This is a genomic window from Streptomyces solitudinis, from assembly GCF_036323765.1.
Taxonomy (GTDB): Bacteria; Actinomycetota; Actinomycetes; order Streptomycetales; family Streptomycetaceae; genus Streptomyces.
In genome coordinates, this window is the sequence record NZ_JAZDCW010000006.1 from 218,336 (window position 1) to 232,611 (window position 14,276).

Genomic DNA, 14,276 nt, shown 5'->3' on the forward strand with positions numbered 1-14,276 from the left:
GGTCCCGCCACGCGCCACCCCCGGAAGCCGCCGCAGGAGCCGCACGTGTCCCACACCGAGTCCGCCGAGCCCGCCGAGTACCGCATCGAGGAGCTGGCACGCCTCAGCGGTGCCACGGTGCGCACGATCCGCGCCTACCAGGACCGCGGGCTGCTGCCGAAGCCCCGGCGGCGCGGCCGGGCCAACGCCTACGACGGCACTCACCTGGCCCGGCTCGGGCAGATAGCCGCGCTGCTCGACCGGGGCTTCACCCTGGCCAGCATCAAGGAGCTGCTGGAGGCGTGGGACTCCGGACGCGGCCTGGCCGGCGTGCTCGGCCTCGTCACCGAGGTGGACGGCCCGTGGACGGACGAGGCACCGGAGCGGATCACGCTGGCCGAGCTGGCGGAGCGCTTCGGCGGGGAGCGGCACGACGAGGCGATAGCGGAGGCGGTGGGGCTCGGGGTGCTGGAGCCCGTGCCGGACCGCCCGGACGCCTACCTGGTGCCCAGCCCGCAGCAGCTGGCCGTCGCCGTGGAACTGCACACCGCCGGGGTCCCGCTGCTCGCCCTCACCGGGCACCTGCGGGAGCTGCGCACGCAGGTGGAGCACATGGCGACGCGCTTCCTGGACTTCACCACCGAGCACGTCTTCGCCCGCTACCTCGGGCACGGCCCTGCGGACGCGGACGCGGACGCCGACGCGGCCGGGGCCGCCGCGCTGGTACGGCGGCTGCGTCCGCTGGCCCGGCAGTCGGTGGACGCGGAGCTGGCCCGTGCCATGAGCACGTTGGCCCTGCAACACCTGCGGCACCGGCTGAGCGCGGTGGCCGCCGGGGCGGAGCCGCCGCCCCGCACGCAGCCGCGGCTCGTCCCTCTCCCGGCGGCCACGGTGGCGGCGGTGCGGGAGCTGGTCGGCCCCGGTGACGTCGCCGCGTTCGTCACGGCCGCCACGGAGCGGGAACTCCAGGCCCGCACCCTGAACCGGCTGGCGGACCGGACGGACGCCGGGCCCGACGGGGACGCGGACGGTGCCGCTCCGGGGTGAGCGCGCCCAGGGTTCCGGCCGGGGAGCCGGGGCAGGATGGTGCGCATGCAAGCGTTCGTTTCGCTGGCCGGCGAACCCGGCCTCAAGGCCGTGACCATGGAGGACGCCGTCGCACAGGCATGCGGCGCGGCGGACGGCGCCGTCACGTGGATCCACCTCACCGAGCCCTCGTCCGAGGAGCTGACGCCGGTCGCGGAGGCGCTCAGCCTGCCGCCGCTGGCCGTGGAGGACGCGCTGCACGCCCACCAGCGGGCGAAGCGGGAGCGCTACGAGGACGTCGTCTTCTTCGTGCTGCGCACGCTGCGCTACACCGAGGCGACGAGCGCGATCGACACCGGTGAGCTGATGCTGTTCAGCCACCCGCACTGGATCGTCACCGTGCAGCACGGGCCGAGCGACGCCCCGCACACCGCGCGGCGGCGGCTGACGGAGGAGCCGGAGCTGCTACGGCACGGGGCGTACGGCGTGCTGTACGCGCTCGCGGACGCGGTGGTGGACACCTACGGGACGGTCGTCGGCCAGGTCGCGGAGGACATCGAGGAGCTGGAGCTGACGGTCTTCACCCCCGAGCGGGTGGACCTCACGCGGCAGATCTACTCGCTCAAGCGGGAGGTGCTGGAGTTCCGGGGCGCGGTGCGGCCGCTCGTCCCGGTGGCCCAGGAGCTGATGTCCCCGGGCCCGTACCCGTACCCGGACGCGCTGGCCCCGTACTTCCGCGACGTGGCCGACCACGTCCTCCGCGTCGCCGCCGAGGTGGCCGGCTGTGACGAGCTGACCGACTCCATGCTCAACGCCCACAGCACCCAGGCCGGGATCTGGCAGAACGAGGACATGCGCAAGATCTCCGCCTGGGCCGCGATCATCGCGGCACCGACGATGATCGCGGGCGTCTACGGCATGAACTTCGATCACATGCCGGAGCTGCACTGGTCGTTCGGCTACCCGGGCGCGCTCGGCCTGATGGCGCTGATGAGCGGCCTGCTCTACCGCGCCTTCCGCCGCAACGGCTGGCTCTGACGCACCGTCGGCCCCCTTCCGCGCGGCCGGGGTGACGCTTCGTAAGCTTCTGGCGGGTCCGCCCGCCCACCTGGCCGGGGCGGGCGGGCCGTCTGAGGCCGGGGCGGGCCGTCTGAGACGAACGTGCCGTCCGGCCCGCCCGGTTGCCCGATCGGGCCGGAGGCAAACGTAACGATGCGGCTACGAACATGTGGGCGAATCGGGGTGACGCAGCCGAAATGCCCGCTTCAGCCAGCCACTTGACAAGGACATATGTCCGACTAGGGCGCTTGGGACTGTGTTGACAGCCGAGGCCAGTGGTTTGACGATACGTGCAGTTCCCGGGTCCGGGGCTGCTCGGTGTCTCCGTCCTCCCGCCGCTCGACGGCGTCCACACGTCCGTGACGGGGCTCCTCGAAGCGCTGACCGGACTCCCCACGTCGTACCCGAGGGGGTATGTGTCCGTGTCCGGACGCACCGTTTCCCGCCTGGCCGGTTCCAGCGCGCTCGCCGCGCTGCTGGCCGTGTCCGTCTCCGCCACCGCCCACGCCACCGGCCCGCACTCCGGCGGTCACGGCGGCAAGGGCTGGGACAGCGACCGCGCCCAGCCCTACGGCCCGGAGCAGGAGGTCCCCGGCGGCACCCGCTCCGCGTCGAAGTGCGAGTTCTCCGTGAACGGGGAGCGGTGGACCGCCGCTTCCGGGCTCAGGTCGATCAAGCCCGCCGACGACGGCACGATCAGCCTGGACGTCCGCGGCGACGGCGGCGCGTGCACCGTCTCCCTCGCCTCCTTCCTGGCCCACGGGCCGACGTTCGCCACCTCCGGCAAGCAGGTCCTCGTCGACCACTCCACCGTCAGCCTCGACGCCGAGGCCACCGGCACCCTCACCGTCAAGGTGCCCGACGCCACCTGCTTCGCCCAGATCGACCTGTACAAGGGCAGCACCCGCTACGACGGCGGCGAGGGCCCCGGGCACGGTCCGGTGCCGGAGGGCCCGGACAAGCCCGTCATCGGCGACAAGCTCATCGCGGCCTGGAACGGCCCGGCCCAGGGCGGCGAGAACTGCATCGGCAAGCCGGAACAGCCGCAGCCGACGCCGAGCCCGTCCGAGCCGGAGGTGCCCGAGGTGCCCGAGGAGCCCGAGCTGCCGGAGGAGCCGGAGGAGTCGCAGACCCCGGAGCCGGAGCCGTCCGAGGGCACCGGCACGCCGACGGACCCGGCGAGCCCCGCGCCCACGCAGCCGGAGGAGGAGCCGACCACCGAGCCGTCCGCCCCCGCCTCCTCCCCCGCCCCGCAGGTGGGCGGCGAGGACGACGACACCTCGCTGGCCACCACCGGCAGCGACAGCAACGTCGGCGTGATCGCGGGCGCGGCCGCCGCCCTGGTCGCCGCCGGCGCCGGTGTGCTGCTGTTCCTGCGCCGCCGCGCCACCACCCGTAGCGCCGCCTGACGCACCCGGGTCCCGCAGCTCCGCCCCCGCGCCGCACGGCGCGGGGGCGGAGCTGTGCCCGCCCGTCCGGCGGCCGCCGGGCCCCTCAGCGCCCCAGCTCGCGGGAGATGCGGCCGAGCTGGTCGAGCCGCTGCTCCAGCGTCGGGTGCGAGGAGAAGAGGCGGGCCAGCGACGCACCGGAGAACGCGGGTGCGAAGAAGAAGGCGTTGAACGGCTCGGCACGGCGCAGGTCGCGGGTGGGGATGTGCGCCATCTGCCCGGTGACCTTGGTCAGCGCGGCGGCCAGCGCGGACGGCTTCCCGGTGAGCAGGGCGGCGCCGCGGTCGGCGGACAGCTCCCGGTAGCGGGACAGCAGGCGCGTGAGCAGGAAGCTGATGACGTACACCACGGCGCTGACCAGCGGGATCACGAGCATCAGCACCGCCGTGTTCTGGTTGCGTCCCGCGCCGCGGAACATACCGCTCCACAGGGCCATCCGGGTGAGCGTGCCCGCGAGGACGCCGAGGAAGGACGCGAACGTCATGACGGCCACGTCGCGGTGGGCGACGTGGGACAGCTCGTGCGCCAGCACGCCCTCCAGCTCCTCGGGGGTGAGCCGCCGCAGCAGGCCCGTCGTCGCGCAGACCAGCGCCTTGTCCTGGCTGCGCCCGGTGGCGAAGGCGTTGGGCACGTCCGTGTCGGCGATGGCGACGCGGGGCTTGGGCAGGTCGGCCAGGGCGCACAGCCGGTCCACGGCGCCGTGCAGTTCCGGCGCCTGCCGCGGGGTGACCTCGCGGGCCCCCATGCCGTACGCGGCGATGCGGTCGCTGAACCAGAACTGCACGACGAACAGGCCCGCGGCGAACAGCAGCACCAGCGGCCACGCGTTCTGGAGGAGGGCGATCAAAGCGCCCATGAAGACGACGTAGAGCAGACCGATGAGGAACAGGGTCGCGCCCATCCGCCGGGTCAGACCGCGGTCCGGTGCGTAGCGGGTCGTCCTGGCCATGGCTGCGCCTCCCGTGAGGGTGCTCCTGCTTTCGGACTGTACGCCTTGTCCCCTTCGCCCGCCCCCAGCATGATCGCCGCATGACGAGCACCGAGGCAGTGGTGGACGCCGTGTGCGCCACCGTGCGGCATTTCGGACGTACGGCCGACGTCACCCACGACATCGGCGCCGACCGGGTGTCCCGCCGCACCGACGCGCCGTTCACGGCCGTCACCGATCCGGACGGCTCCCTGCCGCACGAGGCGTACGTGGAGGTGGCGGGCAGCCCGGAGCTGGAGATCACGGTGTACCCGGACGGGGACGCCGCGATCACGGTGGACGGCGTCGAGTTCCGCGACGTCCCCGCCGAACAGGCCCCCGCCTTCGTCCGGGCCCTGCACGACGGGTCCGCCCGCCTCAGAGGCCGGCGCTTCCCGCCGGGCGAGTGGCTCGTCGTGCCGCTGCCGGACGGCACCGTGCACCGCGAACTCGTCCTGCTGCTGTCCCTGACCCCCTATCTCGCGGGGCTGGCCCGGCTCACAGGCCGGGAGCGCCCCACACCGGGAACCAGCGGCTGAGGTCCTCCTCGACGGGCAGCTCCTGGGCGAGCAGGCCGCGCGTCTGGAGCTCCAGCGCGTTGTCCCGCCGCTCGACGCCGCCGGGCAGCGGCGCGAAGGGGTAGAACGTCCCGCGCTTGTAGAGGTAGACGAGGGCCAGCACGCGGCCCTCGCCGTCCCGGAAGCCGACGAGCGAGCACAGCAGCTGCGGCCCGAAGCCGTCGTCGCGGAGCAGCGTGTTCACCGCGTGCAGGTCCGCCACGAGGGACGCGAGGTCGTGCGGCGCGTGGCGCGAGCGCACCCAGGTGTAGCCGTAGCCGTCCCGGCTGAACTCCGCGCTGTCCAGCAGCCCGCGCACGTCCGACTCGACGCGGTCGAAGGCGCCGCCCTCCACGCCCGCGAAGCACACCGACCCCTGGCCCGTCGGCGCGAACCCGGCGCCCGCCCGCAGCGTCACGGCGGCGGCGGGCAGCGCGAAGAGCCGGTCGAGGTCGGGCCTGACCGGTTTCCTGCGGCCGAGCAGGGCGTCCCAGAAACCCACGTACCGACTGTAGGCTCCGGCGGCGCGCACCGCCCGCCCGGAGGACGGCGCGTCAGCCGGCGGCCTCGGGCTCCGTCCGGCCCACCTCGAGCCGCCGCAGCTCGTCGGCCACGTCGCCGGTCCGGGCCTCGGTGCGGTGACCCCGCGAGACGTAGTCGCGCACGAGCAGCTCGACGGCGTCCTGCGGGCTGCGCGTGCCGGACAGGAGCATGGCCTCGATGACGAGTTCCGCGTCGAGACTCACGTTGACCTTTGCCATCAGGCCATCCTCCCGGGGCGGTACCGCCCGCGCCAGACCCGCGGCACGCCGTTCGCACGGTTTGCCGCTCCCCGTGGCGGGAATCCGGCCGTACCGGGTGGAGGTGAGCGATGCGGTTGCGTCATGTGCGTCCCGGCGACCCGGGTTACCGGCGGCGCCGCCACGGGCGGGGCTTCCGGTACCTGGACGCCGCCGGGAAGCCGCTGCGGGACGCCGGGGAGCTGGCCCGCGTCAAGGCGCTCGTCATCCCGCCGGCCTGGACGGACGTGTGGATCTGCACGCACCCGGGCGGGCACCTCCAGGCGGTCGGCACCGACCAGGCCGGACGGCGGCAGTACCTGTACCACCCGCAGTTCCGCGCCGAGCAGGAACAGGCCAAGCACGACCACGTGCTCGACGTCGCCGCGCGGCTGCCCCACGTCCGGGAGGCCGCCGGTGCGCAGCTCGGCGGCCGGGGCCTCGGCCGCGACCGGGTGCTGGCCACCGCCGTCCGCCTGCTGGACCTCGGGTTCTTCCGGGTGGGCAGCGAGCGCTACGCCGACCGGCACCAGACGTACGGGCTCACCACGCTGCTGCGCGAGCACGTCGAGGCACGCCGGGGCGAGGTCACGTTCCGCTACCCGGGCAAACACGGCAGGCAGCTCGTGCACGCCGTCGTGGACCCTGCGGCGTACGCCGCCGTCCGGGCCCTGCTGCGCCGCCGGGGCGGCGGCGACCGGCTGCTCGCCTACTGGCAGGAACGGCGCTGGCAGGAGGTGACCGGCGAGGACCTCAACGCGCACCTGCGGGAACTGGCCGGGACGGACGTCACCGCCAAGGACTTCCGCACCTGGCACGCCACGGTGCTGGCCGCCGTCGGACTGGCCGTCTCCGCACTGGCCGACCGCCGGGCAAGCGCGCGCAGGCGCGCGGTGGCCCGGACGGTGCGGGAGGTCGCCGCGTACCTGGGCAACACGCCCGCCGTGTGCCGGGCCTCCTACATCAACCCCCGGGTCATCGAGCTGTACGAGGAGGGCGTCACCGTCGCCGGCGCCCTGGAGAAGCTCGGCGGCGGCGGCACCCTCGGTGTCCCGGCGACGCGCGGACCGGTGGAGGAAGCCGTCCTGCGCATGCTCCGCACCGGCCGCCCCCCGGCCAGCTGACCCCCCGCGCCCACGGCGACCACGTCACCCGCCACCGGGCCGCCGGCCACTTTTTCCCCTGGCGAGCGGCGGGAACGCGGTCAGCTTCCGCGCGGCGCCGGCGTTGACGATCGACCTCAAAGGGCGAGGAGGGGAGACGTAGGCTCGGTGCATGAGTCTGCGCCTGAGCACCGTGATCCTCCCTGTCGACCGCTGGCACGAGGGGGGCCGCGCGAAGTGGCGGCGCGCGGAGGAGCTCGGTTTCCACACGGCGTACACCTACGACCACCTCTCCTGGCGGGTGCCGTTCCGCGACGGTCCGTGGTTCGGTGCGCTGCCCACCCTCACCGCCGCAGCGACCGCGACCGAGCGCCTCCGCCTGGGCACCCTCGTCACGTCACCGAACTTCCGCCACCCCGTGACGCTCGCCAAGGAGCTGATCTCCCTGGACGACATCTCGGGTGGCCGCATCACGCTGGGTATCGGCGCGGGCGGCAACGGCTTCGACGCGACGGCTCTGGGGCAGGAGGCGTGGACGCCGAAGGAACGGGCGGACCGGTTCGGCGCGTTCCTGCCGCTGCTCGACCGGCTGCTCACCGAGGACGCGGTCACGCACCGCGGCGACTCCTACTCGGCGGTCGAGGCCCGGAACGTCCCCGGGTGCGTGCAGCGCCCCCGCCTGCCCTTCGCCGTCGCCGCGACCGGCCCGCGCGGGTTCGGGCTCGCAGCGCGGTACGGGCAGGCGTGGGTGACCACCGGCGATCCGAAGCTCTACGAGGACGGCACGCCCGCGCAGTCGGACGAGGCGCTGCGCGGGCAGGTCGCGAAGCTCGGCGCGGCGTGCGAGACGGCCGGGCGGGACGTGACCGAGCTGGACAAGATCCTGCTCACCGCGTTCACCCCGGACCGCTCCGCGATGCTCGGCTCGGTGGACGCCTTCGTCGACTTCGCGGGCCGGCACCGCGAGATCGGCTTCACCGAGATCGTGCTCCACTGGCCGATCCCCGGCTCCGGCTTCGCCGCCGACCAGGCCGTCTTCGAGCGGATCGCGACGGAATCCCCGCGACAGCTGAGCTGACGTCATGAGGGATGAGGACGCGGTGGGGGCTCAGGTGGGCGGGGTGGAGCACGGGTGTGCGGGGCCATGGGGGAGGATGGAGGCGTGACTGACCCCGCCGCCACGTTCCGCAGCCACCCGGTGCCGCCGCGTCCGCCCCGGCTCATCGCCACCGATCTTGACGGAACGTTGCTGCACGATGACAAGTCCGTCTCCGAACGCACGGTCGCCGCGCTGGCGGCGGCGGAGGAGGCGGGCATCGACGTCTTCTTCGTCACCGGACGGCCCGCCCGGTGGATGGACATCGTCGCCGACCACGTGCACGGGCACGGGCTGGCCATCTGCGCGAACGGGGCCGCCGTGGTGGATCTGCACCGGGGCGGACGCATCGTCGAGGTGCGGGACCTGGCCCGGGAGGCGGCCGTCGCCGTGGTGACGGCCCTGCGGAAGGTGGCGCCCGGGGTCAGTTTCGCGGTGGAGCGGACCGGCGGCATCCACTACGAACCGGCGTACCCGCCGTTCTACGACGACCCCGGCGCGGCGATCGCGCCCGTGGGCAAGCTCCTCGGTGAGGACGCCGAGCAGGCCGGACAGCCCGTGCTGAAGCTGCTCGCCCACCACGACGAGCTGGACCCGGACGCGTTCCTCCGCCTCGCCCGGCAGGCCGCCGGGGACTTCGCCGAGTTCACCCGGTCCAGCCCGACCGCGCTGCTGGAGGCCAGCGGACGCGGTGTGAGCAAGGCGAGCACCCTGGCCCGCTGCTGCGCCGAGCGCGGCATCGCGGCGCAGGAGGTCGTCGCGTTCGGTGACATGCCCAACGACCTGGAGATGCTCACCTGGGCGGGCACCTCCTACGCGATGGCCAACGCCCACCCCGCCGTCCGCGCCGCGACCAGCCACCACACGGCGTCCAACAACGACGACGGGGTGGCCCGGGTGATCGAGTCGCTGCTCGCCTGACGGCGCGGCCGACCGGGTTCACGCAGGAACCTCCCAGGTCAGCGTGGTGCCCCGGCCCCCGGGACCGGGTCCCGCACCGCTCCTGCCACCCAGTTCCCGGGCGCGGCGGGCCAGGTTCGCGAGGCCGCTGCGCCGTCCGTCCGGCGGCAGGCCCACGCCGTCGTCGGTGACGGTGAGCCGCACGGCGGGACGGCCGTCCGGCAGCGTGCCGGTGACGTCCACGGCCAGGTCGACGCGGGACGCCCCGGCGTGCCGGACGGCGTTGGAGAGTGCCTCGCGGGCAGCCGCGAGGAGGTGCCCGGCGATCCGCTCGTCCACCCGCGCGTCCACCGGGCCGGTGAAGACGGTGGCGGGCCGGAAGCCGAGGGGTACGGCGGCGGCGGCCGTCTCGCGCAGCAGCCGGGCCCGCAGGGAAGCGGGCCGCTGACCCGGGTCCTGCTGGAGCGCGTAGATCGCGGTGCGGATCTCCTGGATCGTGGTGTCCAGTTCGGTGACGGCCCGGCTGATGGCCCCGGCCACGTCGTCAGCGGCGGTGTCAGGGGCGGCAGCGGCGACGGCGGTGTCAGGGTCGGCGTCCGGGGCCGTGGCGCGGCGGTGGGCGCTCTCCAGCAGCATGCCGGTGGCGAACAGCCGCTGGATGACGAGGTCGTGCAGGTCGCGGGCGATGCGGTCGCGGTCTTCGTAGACGGCCAGCCGTTCCCGGTCCTCCTGGGCCTCGGTGAGCAGGAGCGCCAGGGCGGCCTGGGCGGCGAACCGCCGGGCGAGGGTGCGCTCCGTCGCGGTGAAGAGGGCGGCCCCCGGTGCGCGCAGGACGGCCAGGGTGCCCAGGATGCGGCCGCCGTCGCCGAGCGGCAGCATCATGCCGGGCCCGAACCGGGTCGCGGCCCGCGTGGTCATGCGGGGATCGGTCGCGGCGTCGTCCACGAAGACCGGACGTCCGGTGAGGAGGGCCGCGACGAGGGTGCTGTGCGGCGGGACGCGGACGCCGAGCAGTTCCGCGGCCTCCTCCCCCTCGGCGGTGTCGGCGGCCACGATCTCCAGGCCGCCCTCCTCGGTGGGGGTCAGGACGATCCCCGCGGCGGCGTCCGCGAGGCGGCGGGCCTGTTCGGCGATGACCGCCAGCGCCGACGCGCCGCCGTGCGCGGTGGTGTCGTGCCCGGTGGTGTCGTGCGCCGCGCCCTCGGGCGCGGTCCCGTGGGTGTCGGCGGCGGGACCCCGGAGCAGGGCCGTGGCCAGCGCGGCGCTCCCGTCGATCCACCGGGCCCGCTGCCGGGCGGACTCCAGCAGCCGGGCGTGGCCGATGGCGATGCCCGCTTCCGTGGCCACGACGCGCACCAGGTGAAGGTCCGCCTCCGTGAACGGCCGGCCGTCGGCGCGGTCGCTCAGGTAGAGGTGGCCGAACGGCTCGCTCTGGACCCGGACGGGCACGCTGAGGAAGTGCGCGTCCGGGCCCTCGCGGATGCGGCGGCGGATGGCCTCGGCGTCCCCGCACGGGAACGAGTCCCGCAGGCCCGAGCCGTCCGCGCCGAGGACGCCGATGCCCGCGTTGCGGGCGCCGGTGAGGGCGGCGGCGGTCTCCACACTGCGGTCCAGCACGGAACGCAGGTCCGTGTCGGCGCCGATGGCGACCATGGCCTCCAGCAGCTGCGGCAGCCGGCGCACCAGCTCGGGGGCCAGGGCCTGGAGCGAGGCGGCGGCCTGCCGCGCGGCGAGGGCCCCGGTCTCGTGCCGTTCGGGGAAGGGCGGCACGCGGTGCGGAGGGAAGGCCATGCGTCCGAGACTGGCACGGCATCACACGGGCAGAAAGTCGGGTTCCTCCCGTTTCACGGCGCGGTGGTCGGCTGCGGCCTCCCGCTCCAGCAGCTCCCGCAGCGGACCGTCGGTGCCAGCCAGCCGTGCGTACGGCCCGCGCTGCACGCACCGGCCGCCGTCCAGGACGATCACCTCGTCCACGGCCGCCAGACCGGCCAGCCGGTGGGTGATCAGCACCGTGGTCCGGCCCTCGGTCGCCGCGAGCAGGTCGGCCGTCAGGGCGTCGGCGGTGGGCAGGTCCAGATGCTCGGCGGGCTCGTCCAGGACGAGGACGGGGAACCCGGCCAGCAGGGCGCGGGCCAGGGCCAGGCGTTGCCGCTGGCCGCCGGAGAGCCGGGCGCCGTGCTCCCCGACGGGTGTGTCCAGTCCGTCCGGCAGCGTGTCCGCCCACGCCAGCAGCCGGGCGGCGTCCAGGGCGCGGCGCAGCTCGGCGTCGTCCGCGCCGGGGCGGGCCAGGCGCAGGTTCTCGCGCAGGCTGCTGTCGAAGAGGTGGGCGTCCTGCGCGCACAGGCCCACCCCGCGCCGCACGGTGTCGGAGGCGTACCCGGTCGCGTCGGCGCCGCCGTACGTGTACGTGCCGCTCTCCGGGTCGAGGAACCGCAGCAGCGCGTGGGCCAGGGTCGTCTTGCCCGAGCCGGACGGGCCGACGACGGCGACCCGGCGGCCCGGCGTCAGCTCGAGGTCGAGACCGGCCAGGGCCGGGTGCTCCTGGCCCGGGTGGCGCACGGTCAGCCCGCGCAGCCGCAGGGGGAACGGGCCGTCGGGGGCGGGCAGCGGCACGGCGGGTTCCCGCACGGGCTCCGGGGCGTCCAGCACCTCGTGCACCCGTTCGGCGCTGCGTCGTACCCGCTGCCGGTGCTGGACGGCGAGCGGCAGTCCGAGCACCGATTCGAAGGCGGCCAGCGGGGTCAGCACGACGACGGCCAGCCACACACCGCCCAGCCGCCCGTCGTACACGGCCTGCGCCCCGAGGGCGGCGGCAGCGGTGACGGTCAGTCCGGTGAGCAGCGCGGTGAGCGCCCCGGCGAGCGCGGTGGCGGCGGCGGAGCGGGCGGCGATGCCGGTCAGCTCCGCGTCGGCGCGGCGGACGGCGGCCACGCGTCCGGGCAGCGCACCGGCGACGGTCAGTTCCCCGACGCCGGTCAGCAGTTCGACGGTGCGGGCGCCGAGGAGTCCCCGGGCGGGGGCGAGCCGCCGTCCCGCCCGGCGGGCCACCGCGGCGGTGAGCAGCGGAACGCCGACCCCGGCGGCCAGCAGGCCCAGCACGAGAGCGGCACCGGCCTCGGGGAGCAGCCAGCCGGTGAACCCGGTGGCGGCGACGCCCACGGTCGCGGCGGCGACCACGGGCAGCAGCCAGCGCAGGAAGTAGTCCTGGAGGGCGTCCACGTCACCGACCAGGCGGGCCAGCATGTCGCCCCGGCGGGTCTCCCGCAGGGCGGCGGGGGCCAGCGGCTCCAGCCGCCGGTAGACGGCGACCCGCAGGTCGGCCAGGACGCGCAGGACGGCGTCGTGCGAGACGAGCCGTTCGGCGTAGCGGAAGACGGCCCGTCCGATGCCGAAGGCACGCGTCGCGGTGACGGCCACCATCAGGTAGAGGACGGGCGGCTGCTCGGCGGCGCGGGAGATGAGCCACCCCGAAACGGCCATGAGCCCGACGGCACTGGCCAGGGCCAGGGCGCCGAGGGCGGCGGCCAGGGCGAACCGGCCGCGCAGGGGGAGTCCGGCCCGCCGCACCCGGGCGAGCGTGCGGCGCGGCGCGCTCCCGGGCGCCGGAACGGACTCGGGCACGGGCACCGACGCAGGCGCGGGCACGGGTTCGGATGCAGGCACGGGTTCGGACGCGGGCGCAGGCGCAGGCGCCACGAGGGAGGCGGACTCCGGCTGTTTCACGTGAAACAGCGGCGCCTGCGCCGCGGCACCGTCCAGCCGCACGATCCGGTCGGCCAGGGCCAGCAGCGCGGGCCGGTGCACCACCAGGAGCACCGTACGGCCCCTGGCCAGCCGCCCGATCGCCGCGACGACCTCCGCCTCGGTGGCGCCGTCCAGGGCGGCCGTCGGTTCGTCGAGCAGCAGCACCGGCCGGTCGGCCAGGAACGCGCGGGCCAGGGCGACCCGCTGCCGCTGACCGGCGGAGAGCCCGGCTCCCCCCTCGCCCAGCCGCGCGTCCGGGTCGAGGGAGGCGGCACCGGCTTCGCGCAGGGCGGCCCGGACGGCGTCGTCCCCGGCGCCGGGCCGGGCCAGGCGCACGTTCTCCGCGATGGTTTCGGCGAAGAGGTGCGGGCGCTGCGGCACCCAAGCGACCCGTTCGTGCCACCGGCCGAGGTCCAGCTCGGCCAGGTCGGCACCGCCCACCCGCACGCGTCCGGTGTCGGGCCGCACGAAGCCGAGCACGACGTCGAGCAGCGTGGACTTCCCCGCCCCCGACGGCCCGACCAGCGCGACCGTCTCCCCCGGACGCACGGTCAGCGACGTGGCGGGAAGCGAGGGAGCGGCCCGGCCCGGATGCCGGACGCTGACCCCCTCCAGCGTGAGGGCACCCGCGGGCACCGGGTGGTCGCCGCGCGGCGGCAGCGGCGTCTCCAGCACCGTGAACGCCTCGTCGGCGGCGGCCAGTCCTTCGGCCGCCGCGTGGTACTGCGCGCCCACCTGGCGCAGCGGCAGGTATGCCTCGGGCGCCAGGAGCAGTACGACGAGACCGGTGTAGAGGTCGAGTTCCCCGTGGACGAGCCGCATGCCGACGCCCACCGCGACGAGGGCCACGGAGATGGTCGCCAGCAGCTCCAGCGCGAACGAGGAGAGGAACGCGATGCGCAGGGTCCGCAGCGTGGCGCGCCGGTAGTCGCCGGTGATGGTCCGGATGTTCTCGGCCTGGGCCTTCGCCCGCCCGAACACCCGGAGCGTGGGCAGTCCGGCGACGAGGTCGAGGAAGTGGTGGGACAGCCGGGAGAGCAGCCGCCACTGACGGTCCGTGTGCGACTGCGTCGCCCAGCCGATGAGCACCATGAACAGGGGGATGAGCGGCAGGGTGACGGCGATCGTGGCCGCCGCGATCCAGTCCGACCACACGATCCGGGCCAGCATCACCACCGGCACGACCACGGCGAGGCCGAGCGCGGGGAGGTAGCGGGCGAAGTAGTCGTCCAGCGCGTCGACGCCCCGGGTGGCGAGCGCGGTCAGTTCGCCGGTGCGCCGACCGCCCAGCCAGGCCGGTCCCAGCGCGACCGCGTGGGCCAGGAACCGGATGCGCAGCTCCGACTTGACGGCGGCGCTGGACCGGTGGGCGGCCAGTTCCGTCAGCCAGGCGACCAGGGAGCGGCCCGCCGCGACCGCGCCCAGGAGGAGCAGCGGCCGCAGCAGGTCGGAGGCCGCCGCACCCTGCTGGACGGCGCGGACGACGATCTCGGCGATGAGCACGGCCTGTCCGACGACGAGTCCGGCACCGGCCAGGCCGAGGGCGACGGTGGCCGCGAGGAACAGCCGGGTGGCGCCGGCGTGCCGGAGCAGCCGCGGGTCTACGGGTCGCACGCCG

General features: G+C 75.3%; 12 protein-coding genes. 7 read left to right on the forward strand and 5 right to left on the reverse strand.

The features are described from left to right. Positions 1–45: 45 nt before the first annotated feature. The 3 genes from V1J52_RS17525 (at position 46) to V1J52_RS17535 (ending at position 3,473) form a co-directional block, all read left to right on the forward strand. Positions 46–1,026 carry a MerR family transcriptional regulator gene (locus V1J52_RS17525; RefSeq protein WP_330140782.1) on the forward strand — a complete coding sequence of 327 codons (981 nt, stop codon included), beginning with the start codon at positions 46–48 and terminating at the stop codon, positions 1,024–1,026. A 45-nt stretch (positions 1,027–1,071) separates the two neighbouring features. Further along, positions 1,072–2,043, forward strand: a complete 972-nt coding sequence (locus V1J52_RS17530; RefSeq protein ID WP_330140783.1) for a magnesium and cobalt transport protein CorA — start codon at positions 1,072–1,074, stop codon at positions 2,041–2,043. Positions 2,044–2,486: 443 nt separating this feature from the next. Then, positions 2,487–3,473 (forward strand): LAETG motif-containing sortase-dependent surface protein, encoded by a 987-nt coding sequence (locus V1J52_RS17535; RefSeq protein ID WP_330140784.1) that lies wholly within the window; start codon positions 2,487–2,489, stop codon positions 3,471–3,473. An 85-nt stretch (positions 3,474–3,558) separates the two neighbouring features. Here the strand turns inward: V1J52_RS17535 and htpX are convergent, their stop codons facing one another. Further along, positions 3,559–4,461, reverse strand: coding sequence for a zinc metalloprotease HtpX (gene htpX, locus V1J52_RS17540; RefSeq protein ID WP_330140785.1), 903 nt, complete (start codon positions 4,459–4,461; stop codon positions 3,559–3,561). 80 nt (positions 4,462–4,541) lie between these two features. On the opposite strand from htpX, the gene V1J52_RS17545 reads away from it, so the two are divergent. Beyond that, positions 4,542–5,018, forward strand: a complete 477-nt coding sequence (locus V1J52_RS17545; RefSeq protein WP_330140786.1) for a hypothetical protein — start codon at positions 4,542–4,544, stop codon at positions 5,016–5,018. On the opposite strand, the gene pspAB is transcribed toward V1J52_RS17545, so the two are convergent. After that, positions 4,978–5,538 (reverse strand): PspA-associated protein PspAB, encoded by a 561-nt coding sequence (gene pspAB, locus V1J52_RS17550; protein WP_330140787.1) that lies wholly within the window; start codon positions 5,536–5,538, stop codon positions 4,978–4,980. The genes V1J52_RS17545 and pspAB overlap by 41 nt on opposite strands. Positions 5,539–5,590: 52 nt before the next feature. Continuing rightward, positions 5,591–5,797, reverse strand: a complete 207-nt coding sequence (locus V1J52_RS17555) for a hypothetical protein (RefSeq protein ID WP_330140788.1) — start codon at positions 5,795–5,797, stop codon at positions 5,591–5,593. A gap of 110 nt (positions 5,798–5,907) precedes the next feature. Between V1J52_RS17555 and V1J52_RS17560 the strand changes: the two genes are divergently transcribed. The 3 genes from V1J52_RS17560 to V1J52_RS17570 all read left to right on the forward strand — a co-directional run bounded on the left by V1J52_RS17560 (position 5,908) and on the right by V1J52_RS17570 (position 8,935). After that, positions 5,908–6,939, forward strand: coding sequence for a DNA topoisomerase IB (locus V1J52_RS17560; protein ID WP_330140789.1), 1,032 nt, complete (start codon positions 5,908–5,910; stop codon positions 6,937–6,939). Positions 6,940–7,090: 151 nt separating this feature from the next. Continuing rightward, positions 7,091–7,996 (forward strand): LLM class flavin-dependent oxidoreductase, encoded by a 906-nt coding sequence (locus V1J52_RS17565; protein ID WP_330140790.1) that lies wholly within the window; start codon positions 7,091–7,093, stop codon positions 7,994–7,996. A gap of 66 nt (positions 7,997–8,062) precedes the next feature. After that, positions 8,063–8,935 (forward strand): Cof-type HAD-IIB family hydrolase, encoded by an 873-nt coding sequence (locus V1J52_RS17570; RefSeq protein ID WP_443075854.1) that lies wholly within the window; start codon positions 8,063–8,065, stop codon positions 8,933–8,935. Positions 8,936–8,953: 18 nt separating this feature from the next. Here V1J52_RS17570 and V1J52_RS17575 read toward each other — a convergent pair whose 3' ends face one another. Both V1J52_RS17575 and cydD read right to left on the reverse strand, forming a co-directional pair. Beyond that, on the reverse strand, positions 8,954–10,705 hold the full coding sequence (locus tag V1J52_RS17575) for a sensor histidine kinase (RefSeq protein WP_330140792.1): 1,752 nt from the start codon (positions 10,703–10,705) through the stop codon (positions 8,954–8,956). Between the two features lie 21 nt (positions 10,706–10,726). Continuing rightward, complete coding sequence (gene cydD, locus V1J52_RS17580; protein ID WP_330140794.1) at positions 10,727–14,272, reverse strand: thiol reductant ABC exporter subunit CydD; 3,546 nt, start codon at positions 14,270–14,272, stop codon at positions 10,727–10,729. Between the last annotated feature and the right edge of the window lie 4 nt (positions 14,273–14,276).

Excerpts from the sequence above, each read along its gene's own strand:
- V1J52_RS17530 (WP_330140783.1), top strand. The coding sequence starts at position 1,072 with ATGCAAGCGTTCGTTTCGCTGGCCGGCGAACCCGGCCTCAAGGCCGTG.
- htpX (WP_330140785.1), bottom strand. The coding sequence starts at position 4,461 with ATGGCCAGGACGACCCGCTACGCACCGGACCGCGGTCTGACCCGGCGG.
- V1J52_RS17545 (WP_330140786.1), top strand. The coding sequence starts at position 4,542 with ATGACGAGCACCGAGGCAGTGGTGGACGCCGTGTGCGCCACCGTGCGG.
- V1J52_RS17555 (WP_330140788.1), bottom strand. The coding sequence starts at position 5,797 with ATGGCAAAGGTCAACGTGAGTCTCGACGCGGAACTCGTCATCGAGGCC.
- V1J52_RS17560 (WP_330140789.1), top strand. The coding sequence starts at position 5,908 with ATGCGGTTGCGTCATGTGCGTCCCGGCGACCCGGGTTACCGGCGGCGC.
- V1J52_RS17565 (WP_330140790.1), top strand. The coding sequence starts at position 7,091 with ATGAGTCTGCGCCTGAGCACCGTGATCCTCCCTGTCGACCGCTGGCAC.
- V1J52_RS17570 (WP_443075854.1), top strand. The coding sequence starts at position 8,063 with ATGGGGGAGGATGGAGGCGTGACTGACCCCGCCGCCACGTTCCGCAGC.
- V1J52_RS17575 (WP_330140792.1), bottom strand. The coding sequence starts at position 10,705 with ATGGCCTTCCCTCCGCACCGCGTGCCGCCCTTCCCCGAACGGCACGAG.